Below are 16,962 nucleotides of genomic sequence, written 5' to 3'. Positions count from 1 at the left end.
GGCGCGCCTCCACGTGACCGCGGGGCGGCCTGGTACTGATGGGCCGGTTACCCGTTGGACGGCCGGTGGGCCAGACGCGGAGGAGTGGTGCAGTGACGATTCTCCCGACCGACACCGAGCACCGGCCCCCGCCGCGCGAACCCCGCCGAAGCTCCGGCGCCGCCCGCCGCGGCGGCTTCGGACGGGCCCTGGTGGGCTGGCTGACGACCACCGATCACAAGAAGATCGGCACGCTCTACATGACCACCTCGTTCGCCTTCTTCCTGTTCGGCGGCGTGATGGCCCTGGTGATGCGGGCCGAGCTGGCCGAGCCGGGCACCCAGATCGTCTCGAACGAGCAGTACAACCAGCTGTTCACCATGCACGGCACGATCATGCTGCTGATGTTCGCGACCCCGCTGTTCGCCGGCTTCGCCAACTGGATCATGCCGCTGCAGATCGGCTCGCCGGACGTCGCCTTCCCCCGGCTCAATGCGCTGGCCTACTGGTTCTACCTGTTCGGCTCGATCATCGTGATCGGCAGCTTCCTCACCCCGGACGGCGCCGCCGACTTCGGCTGGTTCGCCTACACGCCGCTCTCCGGAGTGATCCGCTCGCCCGGCATCGGCGGCGACATGTGGATCATGGGCCTGGCGCTCTCCGGTTTCGGGACCATCGTCGGCGCGGTCAACTTCATCACCACCATCGCCTGCCTGCGGGCGCCCGGCATGACGGTCTTCCGGATGTCGATCTTCGTCTGGAACGTCCTCTTCACCAGCATCCTGGTGCTCTTCGCGTTCCCGGTGCTGGCCGCCACGCTGTTCGCCCTGGAGGCCGACCGCAAGTTCGGCGCGCACGTCTTCGACCCGGCCAACGGCGGCCCGATCCTCTGGCAGCACCTCTTCTGGTTCTTCGGCCACCCCGAGGTGTACATCATCGCCCTGCCGTTCTTCGGCATCGTCACCGAGATCTTCCCGGTGTTCAGCCGCAAACCGATCTTCGGCTACACGGGCCTGATCGCCGCCACCATCGCCATCACCGGGCTCTCGGTCACGGTCTGGGCGCACCACATGTTCGTCTCCGGGCAGGTGCTGCTGCCCTTCTTCTCGTTCATGACGCTGCTCATCGCGGTGCCGACGGGCGTAAAGTTCTTCAACTGGATCGGCACCATGTGGCGCGGCTCGCTCAGCTTCGAGACCCCGATGCTGTGGAGCATCGGCTTCCTGGTCACCTTCCTCTTCGGCGGCCTCACCGGTGTCCTGCTGGCCTCGCCGCCGGTCGACTTCCACGTCTCCGACTCGTACTTCGTCGTCGCCCACTTCCACTACGTGGTCTTCGGCACCGTCGTCTTCGCGATGTTCGCCGGCTTCCACTTCTGGTGGCCCAAGATGACCGGCAAGATGCTCGACGAACAGCTCGGCAAGATCTGCTTCTGGACGCTGTTCGTCGGCTTCCACACCACCTTCCTCGTCCAGCACTGGCTCGGCGCCGAGGGCATGCCCCGCCGCTACGCCGACTACCTGGCCTCGGACGGTTTCACCACGCTGAACAGCGTCTCCACCGTCGGCTCCTTCCTGCTCGGCCTGTCCGTCCTGCCGTTCCTCTACAACGTGTGGAAGACCGCGAAGTACGGGCAGAAGGTCGCCGAGGACGACCCGTGGGGCTACGGCCGCTCGCTGGAGTGGGCGACCTCCTGCCCGCCGCCGCGGCACAACTTCGCCGCACTGCCGCGGATCCGCTCGGAGAGCCCCGCCTTCGACCTGCACCACCCCGACATCGCCGAGTGGGACCGCCTGCAGAACGCCGTCGAACCCCGCCGCGAACGCCACTGAAAAATCTTCGGCCGCCGTGTCGATCCGGGCACCGGCCGATCGACGCACGGATGGAAGCCGGAACGACCGGCGCCCGGCCCGCCCGGCGGAGCCCGACACCGAGGGAGACAGCACCATGCGCTTCATGCTGATCGTCAAGGCCAACGAGGACTCCGAGGCAGGCGTGATGCCGACCAAGGAGGCCCTGGACGCGATGAGCCGGTACAACGAGGAGCTGATCAAGGCCGGCATCATGCTCGCCGCCGACGGCCTGCACCCCAGCTCCAACGGCGCCCGGCTCACCTTCAAGGGAGGGAAGGCCACCGTCACCGACGGGCCGTTCGCCGAGAGCAAGGAGCTCATCGCCGGCTACTGGGTGCTCGACGTCAGCTCCCGCGAGGAGGCACTGGAGTGGGCGGGCCGCGCCCCGTTCGAGGACGGCGCCGTGCTGGAGCTCCGCAAGGTCTTCGAGGCCTCCGACTTCCCGCCCGAGCTCCTCAGCCCCGAGAACGCCGCCAAGGAGCAGGCCTGGCGGGACGAGCACCAGAAGCCGATCACCGGCTGACCCCGTCCCGGCCCGTCCGGGGCCGCGCCGCGCTGGCCGCGGGCGGCCCCGGACTGCTGTGATGGGGTGTTGTGACGGCACGCGACACCCACCGCGCGATCGAGGCGGTCTGGCGGATCGAATCGGCCCGGATCATCGCCGGGCTGGCCCGGCTGGTCCGTGACATCGGCCTCGCCGAGGAACTCGCCCAGGACGCCCTGGTCGCCGCCCTGGAGCAGTGGCCCGGGACCGGGGTGCCCGACAACCCGGGCGCCTGGCTCACCGTCACCGCCCGGCGGCGCGCCGTCGACCGCATCCGCCGCGAGGCGAGCCTCGCCGAGAAGCTCCGCCTGGTCGGCCACCAGCTGGAGACCGATCCGCCGCAGGGCCCGCACCCGGAGCAGGCCGTCCTCGCCGAGGAGATCGAGGACGACCTGCTCCGGCTGGTCTTCACCGCCTGCCACCCGGTGCTCTCCACCGAGGCCAGGGTGGCGCTCACCCTGCGGCTGCTCGGCGGCCTGTCCACCGACGAGATCGCCCGCGCCTTCCTGGTGCCCGAGGCCACCGTCGCCCAGCGGATCGTCCGGGCCAAGCGCACCCTCGCCCGGGCCGACGTGCCGTTCGAGGTGCCGCAGGGCGAGGAGCTCGCGCCGCGGCTGGCCTCGGTGCTGGAGGTCGTCTACCTGGTCTTCAACGAGGGGTACGCCGCCACCGCCGGGGACGACTGGATGCGCCCCGCGCTCTGCGAGGAGGCCATGCGGCTCGGCCGGGTCCTCGCCGGGCTGATGCCGGACGAGCCGGAGGTGCACGGCCTGATCGCCCTGCTGGAGATTCAGGCCTCCCGCACTCGCGCCCGCACCGGCCCGAACGGTGAACCTGTCCTGCTGCTCGACCAGGACCGCAGCCGCTGGGACCGCCTGCTGATCCACCGCGGCCTCGGCGCCCTCGGCCGCGCCGAGGCGCTCGCCGCCGAGCGCGGCACCCCGCCCGGCCCGTACGCGCTGCAGGCCGCCATCGCCGCCTGCCACGCCCGCGCCGGCACCGCCGGGCAGACCGACTGGGTCCGGATCGCGGCGCTGTACACCGCGCTGGCCGCGCGCAGCCCCTCCCCGGTGGTCGAACTCAACCGGGCGGTCGCCCTGGGCATGGCCTTCGGCCCGGAGACCGGCCTCGACCTGGTCGACACCCTCGCGGCCGAGCCCGCCCTGCAGGGTTACCACCTGCTGCCCTCCGTCCGCGGCGACCTGCTCGCCAGGCTCGGCCGGCACACCGAGGCGGCCGCCGAGTTCACCCGCGCCGCCGGCCTGACCCGCAACGAACGCGAACGTTCCGTCCTGCTCGGCCGTGCGGCGGACAGCAGCCGGGCGGCGTCCACCGGGCGGGACGGCTGACGTGGGCCGCTCGGGCAGACTGGACCGGATGTCACCCGACATCACCGGGCGGAGGGGGAGCGGGACATGGGGGTGCGCGACACCGCGCAGGGGATCGGCCGCCGGGCCGGGGAGGCGATCGGCTCGGCCGCCCGTACGGGCCGGGTCAAGGCACGCAACGTGGTCGGCGAGGGCGACTGGGTGCGCCGGGCGCTCGCCGCCCTCCCGCCGCCCGAGGCGCCGGCCGTCGAGGACTGGGAGGTGTCGATCGCCGCCCTGATCGGCCGCCACCCGCGCGTCCCCGGGCCCGCGGTGTGGCTGCTGCACCAGCTGGACGGCTTCGGCCAGGTCTCCTTCGGGCCGGAGAAGGTCGGCTTCGACGGCGAGGACGTCGACTGGGCGAAGGTGCAGGAACTCCGGCTGCACTCCACGCTCGACCTGCTGCCCGACGTGGTCGTCGACAAGGAGGTCGACCGCATCCGGGAGTTCCTGCCGCCGCTGCCCGGCCGCAAGTGGGTCGTCACCAAGGCGGCCGAGGGGCTGCTGACCCTCGCCCTGGCCGCCGTGGAGGCGGCCGAGGAGGCCGGGCGGGAGGAGCGGCTGCTGCCCTGCGAGCTCGTCCACCGCGGTCTGCTGGGCAGGCCGCGGAAGCTCGGCGGCGGCCTGTTCGCCGCCGCTGCGCTCGCCTCGCTCCCGCTCGCCGCGAAGAGCCTGGTGGCCACCGCCGAGGCCCACGGCGTACCGGTGGTGGAGGTCGACCCGGCCGGCACCCGCGCCGAGCGGGCCCAGCGGCTGCGCGCCACCTCCGACCGGCTGCGGGAGCGCCTGCGGGCCCTGCGGGCCGAGCCCCTGGACGAGCCCGGGGGGCGGCCTCTGGACGAACCTCTCGACGGGCCTCTCGACGGGCCTCTCGACGGGGCGGGGCCCGACCCAGCCGACACGCTGCCGCGCGTGGCGGGGCCGGGCCCCGAGCTGCCGGCCGGCGGTGTGCCGCACGCTGCGGGCCCGCCGGAGATCGAGCGGAAGTCCGGCGGTCCGGAGCGGGCCTGAGCCCGGATCAGGACTGCGCGGGGGCGGCGGCCTGTTCGCCGTCCTCCGCGGTCCGCTCGGCGGCCCCGGCCGGAGCCGCTCCGTCGGCGCCGCGCCGCTGCCGGACGGGCACCCGGCGCCTGGAGCGCAGCGCGCCCAGGCGTCCCGCCGCGGGCTGCGTCCAGCGCGCGGCCAGCGGGCCGACCACGACCAGGATCAGCACGTAGGCGGTGGCCAGCGGGCCGAGGTCCGGCTCGATGCCGGCGGTCACCGCCAGCCCGGCGATGACGATGGAGAACTCGCCGCGGGCGACCAGCGCGCCGCCCGCCCGCCACCGGCCGCGGACGCCGACCCCGGCCCGGCGGGCCGCCCAGTACCCGGTGGCGATCTTGGTCAGGGCGGTGACGACCGCCAGCGCCAGCGCGGGCAGCAGCACCGGCGGGATGGACGTCGGATCGGTGCTCAGGCCGAAGAAGACGAAGAACACCGCCGCGAAGAGGTCCCGCAGCGGGCTGAGCAGCGTGTGGGCGCCCTCGGCGGCCTCCCCGGAGAGGGCGATGCCGACCAGGAAGGCGCCGACCGCCGCCGAGACCTGCAGCTGCTGCGCGATGCCGGCGACCAGCAGGGTCAGCCCGAAGACGACCAGCAGCAGTTTCTCCGGGTCGTCGTGCGAGACGAACTTCGAGATCAGCCGCCCGTAGCGGAGCGCGACGAACAGCACGGCGCCCGCGGTGGCCAGCGCGATCGCCAGCGTGATGCTGCCCGCGACCAGGCCGGCTCCGGCCAGCAGCGCGGTGAGGATCGGCAGGTAGACGGCCATCGACAGGTCCTCCAGCACCAGGATGCTGAGGATGACCGGGGTCTCCCGGTTGCCGAGCCGGCCGAGGTCGCCGAGCACCTTGGCGATCACCCCGGAGGAGGAGATCCAGGTGACGCCGGCCAGCACCACGGCGGCCACCGGGCCCCAGCCCAGCAGCAGGCCGGCGGCGGCACCCGGCAGGGCGTTGAGCACGAAGTCCACCGCCCCGGCCGGGTACTGCTGCTTGAGGTTGGTCACCAGGTCCGCGGCGGTGTACTCCAGGCCGAGCATGAGCAGCAGCAGCACGACGCCGATCTCGGCGCCGGTCGCCACGAACTCCTCGCTGGAGCTGAGCGGCAGCAGGCCGCCGTGGCCGAAGGCCAGGCCGCCGAGCAGGTAGAGGGGGATGGGGGAGAAGCCGTACCGGCCGGCTATCCGGCCGAGCAGGCCCAGGACCAGGACGACGGCGCCGAGCTCGATGAAGACGGTGGCGGTGTGCACCCGATCACTCCCGTCCCAGAATTGCGGCGGCGGCGTCCACGCCCTCGCGGGTGCCGATGACGATCAGGGTGTCCCCGCCGGCCAGCCGGAAGTCCGGGCCGGGCGAGGGCACCGCGCCGGTGCGGCGCAGCACGGCGACGATGGAGACGCCGGTGGCGGTGCGCATCCGGGTGTCGCCGAGCACCCGGCCGTTCCAGTACGAGGTGCCGCCGAGCGGGATGCGCTCGGCGACCAGGCCGAGGTCGGTGGTGTGCAGCAGGCCCGGGCTGTGGTGAGCGGGCATCAGCGCGTCCACCAGGGCCGTCGACTCGTCCGCGGTCAGGTGCAGGGCGTGGGCGCAGGCGTCGGGGTCGTCGGCGCGGTACACGTTCAGGCTGCGGGAGCCGTCGCGGTGGGCGATCACGGAGAGGTGGCGCTGTTCTCGGGTCGTCAGGTCGTACTGGATGCCCACACCGGGCAGGCTGGTCGTCCGGACTCGCGGAATGGGCACGTCGTCTGTCCTCTCGTCAGCGCGCCCGGGCAGGAGGTGCCGGAGGCGCGGAAGGGGCGGCGTCCCTATGGTAATGAAAAGGTAAAGCAGATTGTCCGTGTACCCCCCTGGGGTACCGGTCGCGGCCGTGCGCCGTTTCGATGGCCGGTCCGAGCACCGCATGGGAGGCTGGACGGCATGAAGGTGATCGAACTCATCCTCAACGTCCTGTGGCTGCTCTTCTGCGGCATCTGGATGGCGATCGGCTACGCGGTGGCCGGGATCATCTGCTTCATCCTGATCATCACGATCCCGTTCGGCATCGCCTCGTTCCGGATCGCCGGCTACATCCTCTGGCCGTTCGGCCGCACCACGGTGGACAGGCCCGACGCCGGGCCCGCCTCCTGCATCGGCAACGTGATCTGGCTGGTGTTCGCCGGCTGGTGGCTCGCGATCGCGCACTTCCTGACCAGCATCCCGCTGTTCCTGTCGATCATCGGCATCCCCTTCGGCTGGGCGAACCTCAAGATGATCCCGATCTCGCTCGCCCCCCTCGGCCGCGAGGTCGTCAGCACCGACGAGCGCTTCGCCGGCTGGTGACCCCGGTCCGGGGAGCCTGCCGGGACAGGGCGGGCCGCCCGCTCGGTACGGTGGCCGGGTCCTGAACGCCCGCCCGGAGGAGACCCCGCCGCCGTGCCCACCTGGCGCACCACCCTGACCGCCGCCGCCGTCACCGGGGAACCGCTCCGGGCCGACTACACCGCCGCCGCCCGCCGCGTCCTGCGCCGCGAACAGGCCCCGTACCTCGCACTGCGGCTGCTCGCCGCACCGGCCCTCGTGCCGTACCTGGTCAGCGGCCTCGCCTTCATGAACCTCGTCGACGACATCGCCGAGAACGGCACGCCGCAGCAGCGCGCCGACGGGCTCAAGGAGCTGGCCGATCGCACGGCCGGGGCGCTGGACACCGGCCGCAGCGGGGACCCGGTGCTCCGCGCCTACGCCCACGCGGTCCGGACCCGTGCCCTCCCCGGGCGCTGGGTGCACGCCTTCCTCGCCGGAGCCGCCACCGCCGAGGCCGGATTCACCGGCTTCGGGACGGAGCAGGACTACCAGGACTACCTCGACGCCTACGCACTGCCCGGCATCCTGGTCTTCACCGGCCTCCAGTACCGCGGCGGCCCCGACGAGGAACAGACCCGGGCCTGGCGCCGGTTCGTCGACGCCGCCCAACGGGTGGACTTCCTCGCCGACCTCGCCGGCGACCTCGCCGCCGGACGGCTCTGCATCCCCCGGGAACGCCTCGCCGAACACGGCGTCACCCCCGACGACCTGACGCAGGCCAGGGACACCGCCGGCGTCCGCGCCCTGCTCACCGACCAGTGCCACCGCGCCCGCACCGCCCTCGACGCGGCCGCGGACGTGGTCGACCACGCCGACCCGGGCCTGCGCGCCGTCGGCCGCACCATGACCGAGCTGATGGCCCACCAGCTCACCGCCGTGGAACGGGCCGGCGCCGCCGCCCTGCGCCGCGACGTCGGCTACGGCCTGCTGGCCCCCCTCCGCATCCTCGCCCGCGCCCACCGCGAACGGCACCGGCCGCACGGGCACGGCGAGCCCCGATAGGGCGCAGGGAACCGTGCGGGCCACGGAAGGGCACGTCCGACGGCGCGCGAATCGGTTGGACAACCCTTGCGTCCGCGGGTCAGGCTGGCGGCTCCGTCCGGATCGGCCGCCGTCCCTGCCCGAGGAGCCCCATGACCGCGACCCCGTCCATCGACCCGTCCGCCCCGTCCGCGGACCCGGCCGCCCTGCCCGAGCGCAGCCGTCCGGTCGTCGCGGCCCTCGCCGCCGCGGGCATCGGCGGAGCCGTCCGGGTGCTGCCGGACTCCGCGCGGACGGCCGCCGAGGCCGCGTCCGCACTCGGCTGCGAGGTCGGCGCGATCGCCAACAGCCTGGTCTTCGTCTGCGACGGAGAGCCGCTGCTGGTGATGACCAGCGGGTCGCACCGGGTGGACACCGCCTTCCTCGCGGAGCACCTCGGCACCGGCCCGATCGGCCGCGCCTCGGCACAGCAGGTACGCACCGCCACCGGCCAGGCGATCGGCGGCGTCGCCCCGGCCGGTCACCCGGCACCGCTGCGCACGGTGGTCGACACCGCCCTGGCCGCGCACCCGGTGCTGTGGGCGGCGGCCGGGCACCCGCACACCGTCTTCCCGCTGACCTACCAGGAGCTGCTGCGCCTCACCGGCGGCGAGCCGGCCCCGGTCGCGGGCGGCTGAGGAGGATTCAGACCCGGACCAGCGTCTTGCCGGTGTTCGCGCCCTGCAGCATGCCGAGGAAGGCCGCGACCACCCGGTCGAAGCCCTCGGCCAGGGTCTCGTCCGAGTGAACCCGACCTGAGCGCAGGTGCGGGACGAGGAAGTCGTACAGCTCGTCGCGCACCGCGAGGTGGTTGCGCACCAGGAAGCCCTCCAGCCGCAGGCTCTTGCCGACGACGTCGTAGAGGTTGCGCGGTGCGGCCGGCGGTTCGGCGCTGTTGTACTGGGCCACCGCGCCGCACCAGGCGATCCGGCCGTGGTCGCGGAGCACCTCGATCGCCCCCTCCAGGTGGGTGCCGCCGACGTTGTCGAAGTACACGTCGATCCCGTCCGGGGCGGCCTTGCGCAGCAGGTCGCCGATCGGCTCGTCGTGGTGGTCGAAGGCCGCGTCGTAGCCGAGGTGCTCGGTGAGGTGGGCGACCTTGGCGGGGGAGCCCGCGCTGCCGACCAGCCGTCCGACGCCGAGCAGCCGGGCGATCCGGCCGGCCGCACTGCCCACGCCGCCCGCGGCCGCGGACACGAAGAGGTCCTCGCCGGGCTGCAGCCGGGCGACCCGGGTGAGGCCGACGTACGCGCTCAGCCCGGTGCCGCCGAGCAGCCCCAGGTGGGCACTGAGCGGGACGCCCGCCAGGTCGGGCAGCACCCGGGCCTCGTCCGCGGTGACCAGGGCGTGCGTGCGCCACCCGCGGCGGTGGAACACCAGGTCGCCGACGGTCAGCGCGGGCGTGCGGGACTCCACCACCCGGCCGACCGACCGGCCCTCCAGCGGTGCGTTCAGCTCCCAGCCGCCGTCCATCTCCTCCCGCATGTACGGGTCGACGGAGAGCAGCAGGTTCTCCACCAGCGCCTCGCCCTCGCCGGTGGCGGGCAGGGTGCCGGTGACGAAGGCGAAGTCCTCGGCGACCGGCATGCCGGTCGGCCGGGCGACCTGGTGGACGGCGCTGTAGGCAGTGGGGGTGCGGGACATGGCGGTGCTCCTGACGGGTGCTCTCGGCGGGGACGAGATCACCGTAGGCAGCCGGGCCGGGGCCGGGCAGGGGCCGCCGTCGATGGAAGGAGGCCCTTCCATGAATCCTGCTCATGGAAGGGCGGTAGGGTGGCCCGATGACCGACGGAGCGCCGCGCCGCGACACCGACCTCGCCCCGCACGAACTGCGCGTCCTCGTCGCCGTCGACCGGGAACGCAGCTTCACCGCCGCCGCGGAGGCGCTCGGTCTCACCCAGTCCGCCGTCTCGCACGCCGTCCGCACGGTGGAGGGCAAGCTCGGGGCGGTGCTCTTCGAGCGTGGACGGCACGGTGCGCGCCCCACCCCGGCCGGCGAGCGGGCCGCCGGCCACGCCCGGCAGGTGCTCCGGCTGCTCGCGGCCATGCCGGCCGAGGTCCGGGAGGCGTCGGGGGGCGAACTCACCGGCCGTCCGGTGGTCGCCGCCTTCCGGAGCGTCGCCGCCCACTGGCTGCCCGCCGTGCTGGCCCGGCTCACCGCCCGGCATCCGGGGCTCGCCCCGCAGGTGCGGATCGTCCGGGAGGTGGGCCGCGGCACCGCGGGCGAGGTCGCGGACGGCCGTGCCGACCTCGGGCTCGCCACCGTCGACCCCGCCGCCGCCGTCCCGCCCGGGCTGCTGGTCGTGCCGCTCTTCGAGGAGACGTACGCCCTCGCCCACCCGGCGGGCCGGGCCCGCCCCCGGGAGCTCCCGCTGGTCGACTGGGACGAGAACTGCGGCTCCTACACCAGGAGCTGGTGGAGCCGGCAGGACTGGCTGCCGCCCGCCACGATCCGGGTGGAGGACGACACGGTGATGCTCTCCCTGGTCGCCCAGGGCATCGGCATGGCCGTGGTGCCCCGGCTCAGCCTGCTCGGCGCCCCGCCCGGGCTCGCCGTCACCGACCTCGGCCCGGACGCCCCGAGCCGGCTGGTCGGGTACGTGACCACGCCCGCGCTGGCGCGGACGGCCGCCGTCCGCGCGCTGATCCGCGGACTCCGGTCGGCGCCGCTGCCGGACGGTCTGACACCCGTTCAGCCCGGAGCGCCGTCGTCGCCCCCGCCCGCGGCCCCTTCCGCCGCCTCGGCCGCTTCGACGGCCTCGCGCAGCCGGCGGAACTCGGCGGCGATCGCCTCCGGGGTGTAGTGCGCGTTGAGCCCGCTCGGGTTGGGCAGCACCCACACCTGGGTCGCACCGATGCCCTCGGACTGCGGGCCGACGGCGGCCTTCGGGCGCCCGAACGCCGCCCGGTAGGCGCCGATCCCGAGCACCGCCAGCACCCGCGGCCGCAGCGCGGTGACCCGGCCGACCAGGGCCGCGCCGCCCTCCCGGTACTCCGCCGCGGTCAGCTCGTCGGCCCGCGCGGTGGTGCGGGCCACCACATTGGTGATGCCGAGCCGGTACGCGAGCAGCTCCTGCTGCTCGTCCGGCCGCAGCTGCCGCGGCGTGAACCCGGAGCGGTGCAGCGCGGGCCAGAAGCGGTTGCCCGGCCGGGCGAAGTGGCGGCCCGTCGCGCCGGACCACAGCCCCGGATTGATCCCGCAGAACAGCACCCGCAGGCCCGGCGCCGCCACGTCCGGAATCGTCGTGCCGTGGGCGGCCGCCAGCTCGTCGGCCGTCGGCCGCCGGAACGGAGTCGTCATCCCTCCATCCTGACCGATGGATAGTCAGTTCGAATATTCGGCTGACCCGATGGTGCTGAGCAGCGCAGAATGACGGAATGTCATACGAACTCAACGCTCTGCTCGCCACCGCCGAACTGCTGGACGTGGTGGCGGCCGAAGTGCCGGTCGCGCAGGTGGCGCGACTGGCGCAGGGGCTGGCGCTGATCCCGATGACCGAGCGGCTGCACGCCGTCCTGGACGTCCCGGGCGACCGTGTCGAGCCGGGCTTCACGCGCTTCCCCGCAGGATTCGGCCGCCGCCTGGAGGCGTGGTCCCAGGCCGGGCCCATCGCCTACGCCGAGGCCGACTACTTCGGCGGCAGCGGGACCCAGCAGGCCGCCGTCTGGGTGCACGGCCGGATCGAGCTCGGCCCGCTCCGGAAGGAGGAGGGCGAACCGCTGCCCGCCGAGGGCAGCCCCATCTCGCAGGCGCTGCGCCGGCTGGGGGCCGCCGTCGAGGGCGGGAGCTTCGACGAGTTCGACGCGGTGGGCCTCGGTCGGCGGCGCCGCTCGGCGGACTGGCTGCGGGCCTGACGCCCTCGGGCGGCCGCGCCCCGGGCGCAGCCGCGATCGCCGTGGGGCCCCGGACCGGTGCGGTCCGGGGCCCCGCGGCGTTCACGACCCGGCGGGCGCCGCTCGGCGCAGCCCGGTCGCGGTGATCAGCGGTAGTTGACGAACTGGATCGCGAACTCGAGGTCCTTGCCCTTGAGCAGGGCCTGGACGGTCTGCAGGTCGTCGCGGCTCTTGGAGCTGACGCGCAGCTCGTCGCCCTGGACCTGCGCCTTGACGCCCTTCGGGCCCTCGTCGCGGATGATCTTGGCGACCTTCTTGGCGTCGTCGGTGGTGATGCCCTCCTTGACGTCCGCGAAGATCTTGTACTCCTTGCCGGACAGCTGGGGGTCGGCGGCGTCCAGGGCCTTCAGCGAGAGCCCGCGCTTGATGAACTTGCTCTGCAGGACGTCCAGGATCGCCTTGACCCGCTCCTCGCCGTTCGCCTTCATCTCGATCTTGTTGCCAGACCGGCTGATCTCGGCGCCGACGTTCTTGAAGTCGAAGCGCGTGGCGATCTCGCGGGAGGTCTGGTTGATCGCGTTGTCGACCTCCTGCCACTCGACCTTCGAGACGATGTCGAAACTGGAGTCGGCCATGGGTGTTGGTCTCCTTGGGTACTGACTGCACGGTCACCGCCCGGCCGTACGGCACGGGCGCCGCCCCAGCCTATCCAGCGCGGCCCCGCCCCGCCCCCGTCCGCCGCCCCGGCCCCGCGATCACACCCCCGGCAACCGAGTGGCGAACCACCCCCATCCATCAGGTATTGTTTACCGCGTCGAACGGGGCAGCGCCCCGCGAGACAAGATCCTGGCTGGTTGCCCGAGCGGCCAAAGGGAGCAGACTGTAAATCTGTCGCGCAAGCTACGCAGGTTCGAACCCTGCACCAGCCACAGGATGTAAAGAAGGGTCTCGACTGGCGAAGCGCCGGTCGGGGCCCTTCTTCGTGTTCCGGGCGGGTGGTCCGTGCCGGGTGGCAGCACGTCATTTCTCTCGGCCCGGCGCTACTGCCCGTCGTCTGGCCGGAGCACCGCCGTGAGGTCGACCGTCTCGTCGGCCGGGGGCGGGGTGAGGTCCACCGGCCATCCGTAGTGGCGGAACAGCCAGACCCGGGGTTCGCCGTCCGGGCCCGAGGTGACGCGGGTGATGTGCGGGTGGCGGGTGGCGGCGATCTCCAAGGTGGAGCCGTCGGCGCCGGTGAAGGAGACCGTCCGGATGCCGCCGGCCTCGGTGTCGCCCCGCTCGGTCAGGTCGGCGGTGTCAATGCCGCCGGTGATGGCCGCCTGGGCGGCCAGGCAGAAGATGCCCAGCGAGGTGAAGGGCTCGGCGGTGGCGGGTCCGCCGACGTAGCGGTCCTTGATCAGGGCCGCTGCGCGGGGGCCCCAGAGGTGTTCGTCGCCCTTGATCCAGGCGCGTGTCCCGTCCATGAGGATCCGCATCCTGCCCAGCTTCGCCGCCTCGATGGACCCGACGCAGCGGCCGTCCCGGTCCACGGTGACCGTCCCCCGGGTCGGCTGCCCCATCACCAGGGCGCGGAAGCCGGCCGTGACGGAGCCCGCGGTGCGACCGTTCTCGGCCGCGGTATCGACGAGAGCGCGGGCGGCGGCCGGGTCCGCGGAGCCGCGCCCGGCCGCGTCGTCCGGTGCGGGCCGCGCGTCCGGGCCCTGGCACGCGCAGGCCGTGAGCAACGCGACGGCGACCGCGGCCTTGTACATCCTCATGACTCTCCCCCTGTTCGACCTGCGGCACGGCACGCGCAGACCCCGTTCCGGTGCCGCCCTCCAGGGGCGGCCCGATCGTTTTGAACGCGTTCAACTTACACGCACCGGGGCTGCTCGGCCATGCCCGGAGGCCGGCGTCCCCGGGTGGGGCGCCGGCCTCGTGGCGTCGTGGGCGGGTAAGGGGGTCAGACGACGAGTTCGGGTTCGCCGGCCGGGGCGGTGGCGGGCTCGGGCCGGGTGTCGCGCATGACCACGGTGGCGAGCAGGGCGGCGGCCAGGACACCGATCGCGCTGATGGTGAAGGTGGTCGACATCGCGGTGGTGAACGCCTCGCGGGCGGCGTGCGCCAGGCCGGTGTCGCCCCCTGCGACGGCCAGGGCCTCGGCGACGGAGTGCTTGGCGGTCTCCGGTGCGTCGGCGGGCATCTCCCGGGCGAAGCCGCTGGAGAGCAGCGAGCCGAGGATGGCGATGCCGAGGGCGGTGCCGGCCTGCTGGATGGTGTCGTTCAGGGCCGAGCCCACGCCGGCCTTCTCCGCCGGGATGGTGCCCATCAGTGCGCCGACCGCGGCCGGCATCGCCAGCCCCGCACCGAGGCCCAGCAGCCCGAGTGCGATCGCCGGGACGGCGAAGTCGGTGTCCGCCGAGACGGTGGTCAGCAGGGCGAAGGAGGCGGCCATGGCGAGCATGCCGGCCAGTACCAGCAGGCGGTTGCCGATCTTCGTGGCGAGCTTGGCCCCGGCACCGTTGCCGATCAGTGCGGTGATCGCGAGCGGCACGAAGGCGAGGCCCGCCTCGACCGGCGTGTAGTCCAGCACGAACTGCAGGTACTGGGTGAGCACCAGCAGCAGGCCGCCGTTGCCGATCTGCAGGAGCGTCAGCGAGAGCGAACCGCCGCTGAAGTTGCGGTGCTTGAAGAGCGCCAGCGGCACCATCGGCGAGGCGGTGACGTTCTCCCAGACCACGAAGCCCACCAGGGTGGCGACCGCGATCGCCAGGGTGACCGCCGAACGGCCGCCGAACGCGCCGTGCTGCGGGATCTCGATGATCCACCAGATCAGGGCGGTCATGCCGACCGCGGACAGCACCGCACCCAGCGGGTCGGGCTTCTGCCACGGGCCCTTCGACTCCGGCATCAGGGTGAGCCCCGCGACGACGGCCAGCACGACGACCGGGACGTTGATGAAGAAGATCGAGTGCCAGGAGAAGTGGTCGATCAGCACGCCGCCGAGCACGGGGCTGCCGACCAGGCCGAGCATCGACACCGAACCCCAGGCGGCCATCGCCTTGCTGCGCTCCTCCTCGTCGAAGACGGTGATGAGGATCGACAGTGTGGAGGGCATGATCAGCGCGCCGCCGATGCCCATCGCGATCCGGGAGGCGATCACCTCGCCGGGGCTGGTGCAGAAGGTCGCCGCCAGTGAGGCCGCGCCGAACAGCAGCAGGCCGATGATCATGACCTTCCGCCGGCCGAACCGGTCGCCGAGGCTGCCCGAGGTGAGCAGCAGTCCGGCGAAGACCAGGACGTAGGAGTCGAGGATCCATTGGGTGTCCTGGGCGCTCGCGCCGATGTCGGCGGTCATCGAGGGCACCGCGACGGTCAGCGCCATGCTGTCGACGACCAGGACCAGCGTGCTCAGGCACAGCACGAGCAGGATCCACCAGCGGCGTGGATTGCGGGCTTCCATGGGTTCTTCCCTTCGAGTTGCGCACACTGTTCCGGCGTTGCGAACACCGTACGCAGATGGGGACGGTGTGCGCAACCCCCATTCCTGTACGCTGGATGCGAACGCTGTACGCAGGAGGGAACAGGAAGGAAGGGGAGCCCATGACCGCCAGGACCGGCCCGATCCCGTCCGTGTGGGCACGCGGCCAACGCGAGCCCGACCAGCCCGCGCTCAGCCGGGCCGCGATCGTCCGCGAGGCGGTCGCCATGCTGGACGCCGAGGGCATCGAGGCGCTCAGCATGCGCAAGCTCGGCGCCCGGCTGAACGCCGGCGCGACCTCCCTCTACCGGCACGTCGCGACCAAGGACGAGCTGATGGAGCTCGCGGTGGACGAGGTCGCCGCCGAGATCCACGTCCCGCCGGCCGACAGCCCCGACTGGCGCGCCGCCGCCACCGAGGCCGCCGGGTCGTTCCGGGCGACGGCCCTGCGCCACCCCTGGATCTCCTCGGTCCTCGGCCAGGCCGGCCTCGCCTACCTGGGCCCCAACCTCATGTCCTTCTCCGAGCGGCTGGCCGCGCTGTTCACCGCCGTCGGCTTCCCCGAGCCGCACCGCGCGATCGACACGCTCTTCTCCTACGTCGTCGGCATGAGCACCACGGAGGCGGCCTGGCTCACCACCGTGGCCCGCTCCGGGGAGACCGAGGCCGCCTTCGTCTCCCGCCTGATGCCCGCCGCCCGGGAGGCCGTCGCCGGCCACGACCACCTCGCCGCCGCCTACGCCACGGACCCCGGCGACCCGGTCGCGATCCGCGACACCAAGTTCGCCTACGGGCTGGACGTCGTCCTCGACGGACTCGCCATGCGCCTTCCGGGCTGACCCCCCCCGCGGCGCACCCCGCGTCGACAGGGCGCTCAGTGAACGCCGATCCGGTGTTTACGCGGCGGCCGCACAGTGGTTGTCGGGCCGAGGGAAGTCCCCGGCCCGACAACAAGGGGGGAATGAACGATGGGTGCCGCACGCAGAATCGGGACGGCTGTGATCGCTCTGGCCGCGGCCGGGGCGCTGTCGGTGGGCATGGCCGGAACGGCCTCTGCCGCCGACCCGGCGAAGGCCGCCGACCCGGCGAAGGCCGCGGAGGCGGCGAAGGGCGGGCAGCCTGCGGCCGCACCCGCGCTGGCCTCGGCCGCCCGCAGCGTGTCCGTGAAGTTCAACAACTGGACGGGCTGCACCCTCACCCGTGAGGAGTGGGGCCTCAACCACGGCATCTGGACCCAGGAGCCGCCGGTCCGGATCTACGACCAGGGCCAGGGCTCCTGGGCGTCGGAGTCGAACGGCTTCGCCACCGGCACCGAGGGCTGGGCCCGGTTCTTCTCGGAGAACTGCGCCGACCCGGTGCTCAACGGCCGCCTGCTGCGGGTGCACTGGAACAACCCGTACGTCGGTTCCAACTCCTACGACTCCACCGGGACGGACCTGAAGTTCTACGTCTCGAAGAGCGGCGGGTCCGGCAACAACGCCTCGGTGCAGTTCTCGGCCTGGGGCCGCTGATCTTCGGCCGTCCG

Annotated in this window: 18 protein-coding genes and 1 tRNA gene; 12 read left to right on the top strand and 7 right to left on the bottom strand. The window is 73.2% G+C overall.

Annotated elements, in window-relative coordinates; translation table 11 throughout:
* Positions 1–92 precede the first annotated feature (92 nt).
* The 4 genes from ctaD to ACQ614_RS15535 all read left to right on the top strand — a co-directional run bounded on the left by ctaD (position 93) and on the right by ACQ614_RS15535 (position 4,754).
* The gene (ctaD, locus tag ACQ614_RS15550) at positions 93–1,811 is read left to right on the top strand and encodes an aa3-type cytochrome oxidase subunit I (RefSeq protein ID WP_431679162.1); all 1,719 of its coding nucleotides are present in this window, start codon (positions 93–95) and stop codon (positions 1,809–1,811) included.
* Between the two features lie 115 nt (positions 1,812–1,926).
* Positions 1,927–2,355 carry a YciI family protein gene (locus ACQ614_RS15545; RefSeq protein ID WP_431679161.1) on the top strand — a complete coding sequence of 143 codons (429 nt, stop codon included), beginning with the start codon at positions 1,927–1,929 and terminating at the stop codon, positions 2,353–2,355.
* Between the two features lie 71 nt (positions 2,356–2,426).
* Complete coding sequence (locus ACQ614_RS15540) at positions 2,427–3,725, top strand: RNA polymerase sigma factor (protein ID WP_431679160.1); 1,299 nt, start codon at positions 2,427–2,429, stop codon at positions 3,723–3,725.
* A 66-nt stretch (positions 3,726–3,791) separates the two neighbouring features.
* Positions 3,792–4,754: a hypothetical protein gene (locus ACQ614_RS15535; protein ID WP_431679159.1), complete on the top strand. Its 963-nt coding sequence runs from the start codon at positions 3,792–3,794 to the stop codon at positions 4,752–4,754.
* A gap of 7 nt (positions 4,755–4,761) precedes the next feature.
* Here the strand turns inward: ACQ614_RS15535 and ACQ614_RS15530 are convergent, their stop codons facing one another.
* Positions 4,762–6,033, bottom strand: a complete 1,272-nt coding sequence (locus tag ACQ614_RS15530) for a cation:proton antiporter (RefSeq protein ID WP_431679158.1) — start codon at positions 6,031–6,033, stop codon at positions 4,762–4,764.
* A gap of 4 nt (positions 6,034–6,037) precedes the next feature.
* Positions 6,038–6,523: a cation:proton antiporter regulatory subunit gene (locus ACQ614_RS15525; protein ID WP_431679157.1), complete on the bottom strand. Its 486-nt coding sequence runs from the start codon at positions 6,521–6,523 to the stop codon at positions 6,038–6,040.
* A gap of 177 nt (positions 6,524–6,700) precedes the next feature.
* Between ACQ614_RS15525 and ACQ614_RS15520 the strand changes: the two genes are divergently transcribed.
* The 3 genes from ACQ614_RS15520 to ACQ614_RS15510 all read left to right on the top strand — a co-directional run bounded on the left by ACQ614_RS15520 (position 6,701) and on the right by ACQ614_RS15510 (position 8,781).
* A complete protein-coding gene (locus ACQ614_RS15520; protein ID WP_431679156.1) occupies positions 6,701–7,102 on the top strand; it encodes a YccF domain-containing protein in 402 nt (133 codons plus the stop codon).
* A 93-nt stretch (positions 7,103–7,195) separates the two neighbouring features.
* Positions 7,196–8,125, top strand: a complete 930-nt coding sequence (locus ACQ614_RS15515; RefSeq protein ID WP_431679155.1) for a squalene/phytoene synthase family protein — start codon at positions 7,196–7,198, stop codon at positions 8,123–8,125.
* 131 nt (positions 8,126–8,256) lie between these two features.
* Positions 8,257–8,781 (top strand): YbaK/EbsC family protein, encoded by a 525-nt coding sequence (locus ACQ614_RS15510; protein WP_431679153.1) that lies wholly within the window; start codon positions 8,257–8,259, stop codon positions 8,779–8,781.
* A 7-nt stretch (positions 8,782–8,788) separates the two neighbouring features.
* Here ACQ614_RS15510 and ACQ614_RS15505 read toward each other — a convergent pair whose 3' ends face one another.
* Positions 8,789–9,787, bottom strand: coding sequence for an NADP-dependent oxidoreductase (locus ACQ614_RS15505; RefSeq protein ID WP_431679151.1), 999 nt, complete (start codon positions 9,785–9,787; stop codon positions 8,789–8,791).
* Positions 9,788–9,924: 137 nt separating this feature from the next.
* On the opposite strand from ACQ614_RS15505, the gene ACQ614_RS15500 reads away from it, so the two are divergent.
* Complete coding sequence (locus tag ACQ614_RS15500; protein WP_431679150.1) at positions 9,925–10,947, top strand: LysR family transcriptional regulator; 1,023 nt, start codon at positions 9,925–9,927, stop codon at positions 10,945–10,947.
* Here the strand turns inward: ACQ614_RS15500 and mug are convergent.
* A complete protein-coding gene (mug, locus tag ACQ614_RS15495) occupies positions 10,836–11,444 on the bottom strand; it encodes a G/U mismatch-specific DNA glycosylase (RefSeq protein WP_431679149.1) in 609 nt (202 codons plus the stop codon). The genes ACQ614_RS15500 and mug overlap by 112 nt on opposite strands.
* A gap of 77 nt (positions 11,445–11,521) precedes the next feature.
* Here mug and ACQ614_RS15490 point away from each other — a divergent pair, with 77 nt between their 5' ends.
* On the top strand, positions 11,522–11,998 hold the full coding sequence (locus tag ACQ614_RS15490) for a hypothetical protein (RefSeq protein ID WP_431679147.1): 477 nt from the start codon (positions 11,522–11,524) through the stop codon (positions 11,996–11,998).
* Between the two features lie 125 nt (positions 11,999–12,123).
* Here the strand turns inward: ACQ614_RS15490 and ACQ614_RS15485 are convergent, their stop codons facing one another.
* The gene (locus tag ACQ614_RS15485) at positions 12,124–12,612 is read right to left on the bottom strand and encodes a YajQ family cyclic di-GMP-binding protein (RefSeq protein ID WP_431679146.1); all 489 of its coding nucleotides are present in this window, start codon (positions 12,610–12,612) and stop codon (positions 12,124–12,126) included.
* A 213-nt stretch (positions 12,613–12,825) separates the two neighbouring features.
* Here ACQ614_RS15485 and ACQ614_RS15480 point away from each other — a divergent pair.
* Positions 12,826–12,906 (top strand) — tRNA-Tyr (locus ACQ614_RS15480).
* Positions 12,907–13,017: 111 nt separating this feature from the next.
* Here ACQ614_RS15480 and ACQ614_RS15475 read toward each other — a convergent pair.
* Positions 13,018–13,734, bottom strand: coding sequence for a hypothetical protein (locus tag ACQ614_RS15475; protein ID WP_431679144.1), 717 nt, complete (start codon positions 13,732–13,734; stop codon positions 13,018–13,020).
* A gap of 185 nt (positions 13,735–13,919) precedes the next feature.
* Positions 13,920–15,419 carry an MFS transporter gene (locus ACQ614_RS15470; protein ID WP_431679142.1) on the bottom strand — a complete coding sequence of 500 codons (1,500 nt, stop codon included), beginning with the start codon at positions 15,417–15,419 and terminating at the stop codon, positions 13,920–13,922.
* Positions 15,420–15,559: 140 nt separating this feature from the next.
* Between ACQ614_RS15470 and ACQ614_RS15465 the strand changes: the two genes are divergently transcribed.
* Together ACQ614_RS15465 and ACQ614_RS15460 are read left to right on the top strand one after the other, a co-directional pair.
* Positions 15,560–16,276 carry a TetR/AcrR family transcriptional regulator gene (locus ACQ614_RS15465; protein WP_431679141.1) on the top strand — a complete coding sequence of 239 codons (717 nt, stop codon included), beginning with the start codon at positions 15,560–15,562 and terminating at the stop codon, positions 16,274–16,276.
* Between the two features lie 159 nt (positions 16,277–16,435).
* Positions 16,436–16,948, top strand: a complete 513-nt coding sequence (locus tag ACQ614_RS15460; RefSeq protein WP_431679139.1) for an aegerolysin family protein — start codon at positions 16,436–16,438, stop codon at positions 16,946–16,948.
* Positions 16,949–16,962: the final 14 nt, after the last annotated feature.

Source organism: Kitasatospora dryopteridis, from assembly GCF_050749075.1.
GTDB lineage: Bacteria > Actinomycetota > Actinomycetes > Streptomycetales > Streptomycetaceae > Kitasatospora.
Note: the sequence above shows the minus strand (reverse complement) of the source record. Positions and strands in the feature narration are given on the sequence as shown.

Bases quoted from the DNA above. Each gene is read 5' to 3' on its own strand.
- ACQ614_RS15485 (WP_431679146.1), bottom strand. From the start codon at position 12,612: ATGGCCGACTCCAGTTTCGACATCGTCTCGAAGGTCGAGTGGCAGGAG.
- ACQ614_RS15545 (WP_431679161.1), top strand. From the start codon at position 1,927: ATGCGCTTCATGCTGATCGTCAAGGCCAACGAGGACTCCGAGGCAGGC.
- ACQ614_RS15500 (WP_431679150.1), top strand. From the start codon at position 9,925: ATGACCGACGGAGCGCCGCGCCGCGACACCGACCTCGCCCCGCACGAA.
- ACQ614_RS15490 (WP_431679147.1), top strand. From the start codon at position 11,522: ATGTCATACGAACTCAACGCTCTGCTCGCCACCGCCGAACTGCTGGAC.
- ACQ614_RS15535 (WP_431679159.1), top strand. From the start codon at position 3,792: ATGGGGGTGCGCGACACCGCGCAGGGGATCGGCCGCCGGGCCGGGGAG.
- ACQ614_RS15475 (WP_431679144.1), bottom strand. From the start codon at position 13,734: ATGAGGATGTACAAGGCCGCGGTCGCCGTCGCGTTGCTCACGGCCTGC.
- ACQ614_RS15465 (WP_431679141.1), top strand. From the start codon at position 15,560: ATGACCGCCAGGACCGGCCCGATCCCGTCCGTGTGGGCACGCGGCCAA.
- ACQ614_RS15470 (WP_431679142.1), bottom strand. From the start codon at position 15,419: ATGGAAGCCCGCAATCCACGCCGCTGGTGGATCCTGCTCGTGCTGTGC.
- ACQ614_RS15510 (WP_431679153.1), top strand. From the start codon at position 8,257: ATGACCGCGACCCCGTCCATCGACCCGTCCGCCCCGTCCGCGGACCCG.
- mug (WP_431679149.1), bottom strand. From the start codon at position 11,444: ATGACGACTCCGTTCCGGCGGCCGACGGCCGACGAGCTGGCGGCCGCC.
- ACQ614_RS15505 (WP_431679151.1), bottom strand. From the start codon at position 9,787: ATGTCCCGCACCCCCACTGCCTACAGCGCCGTCCACCAGGTCGCCCGG.
- ACQ614_RS15520 (WP_431679156.1), top strand. From the start codon at position 6,701: ATGAAGGTGATCGAACTCATCCTCAACGTCCTGTGGCTGCTCTTCTGC.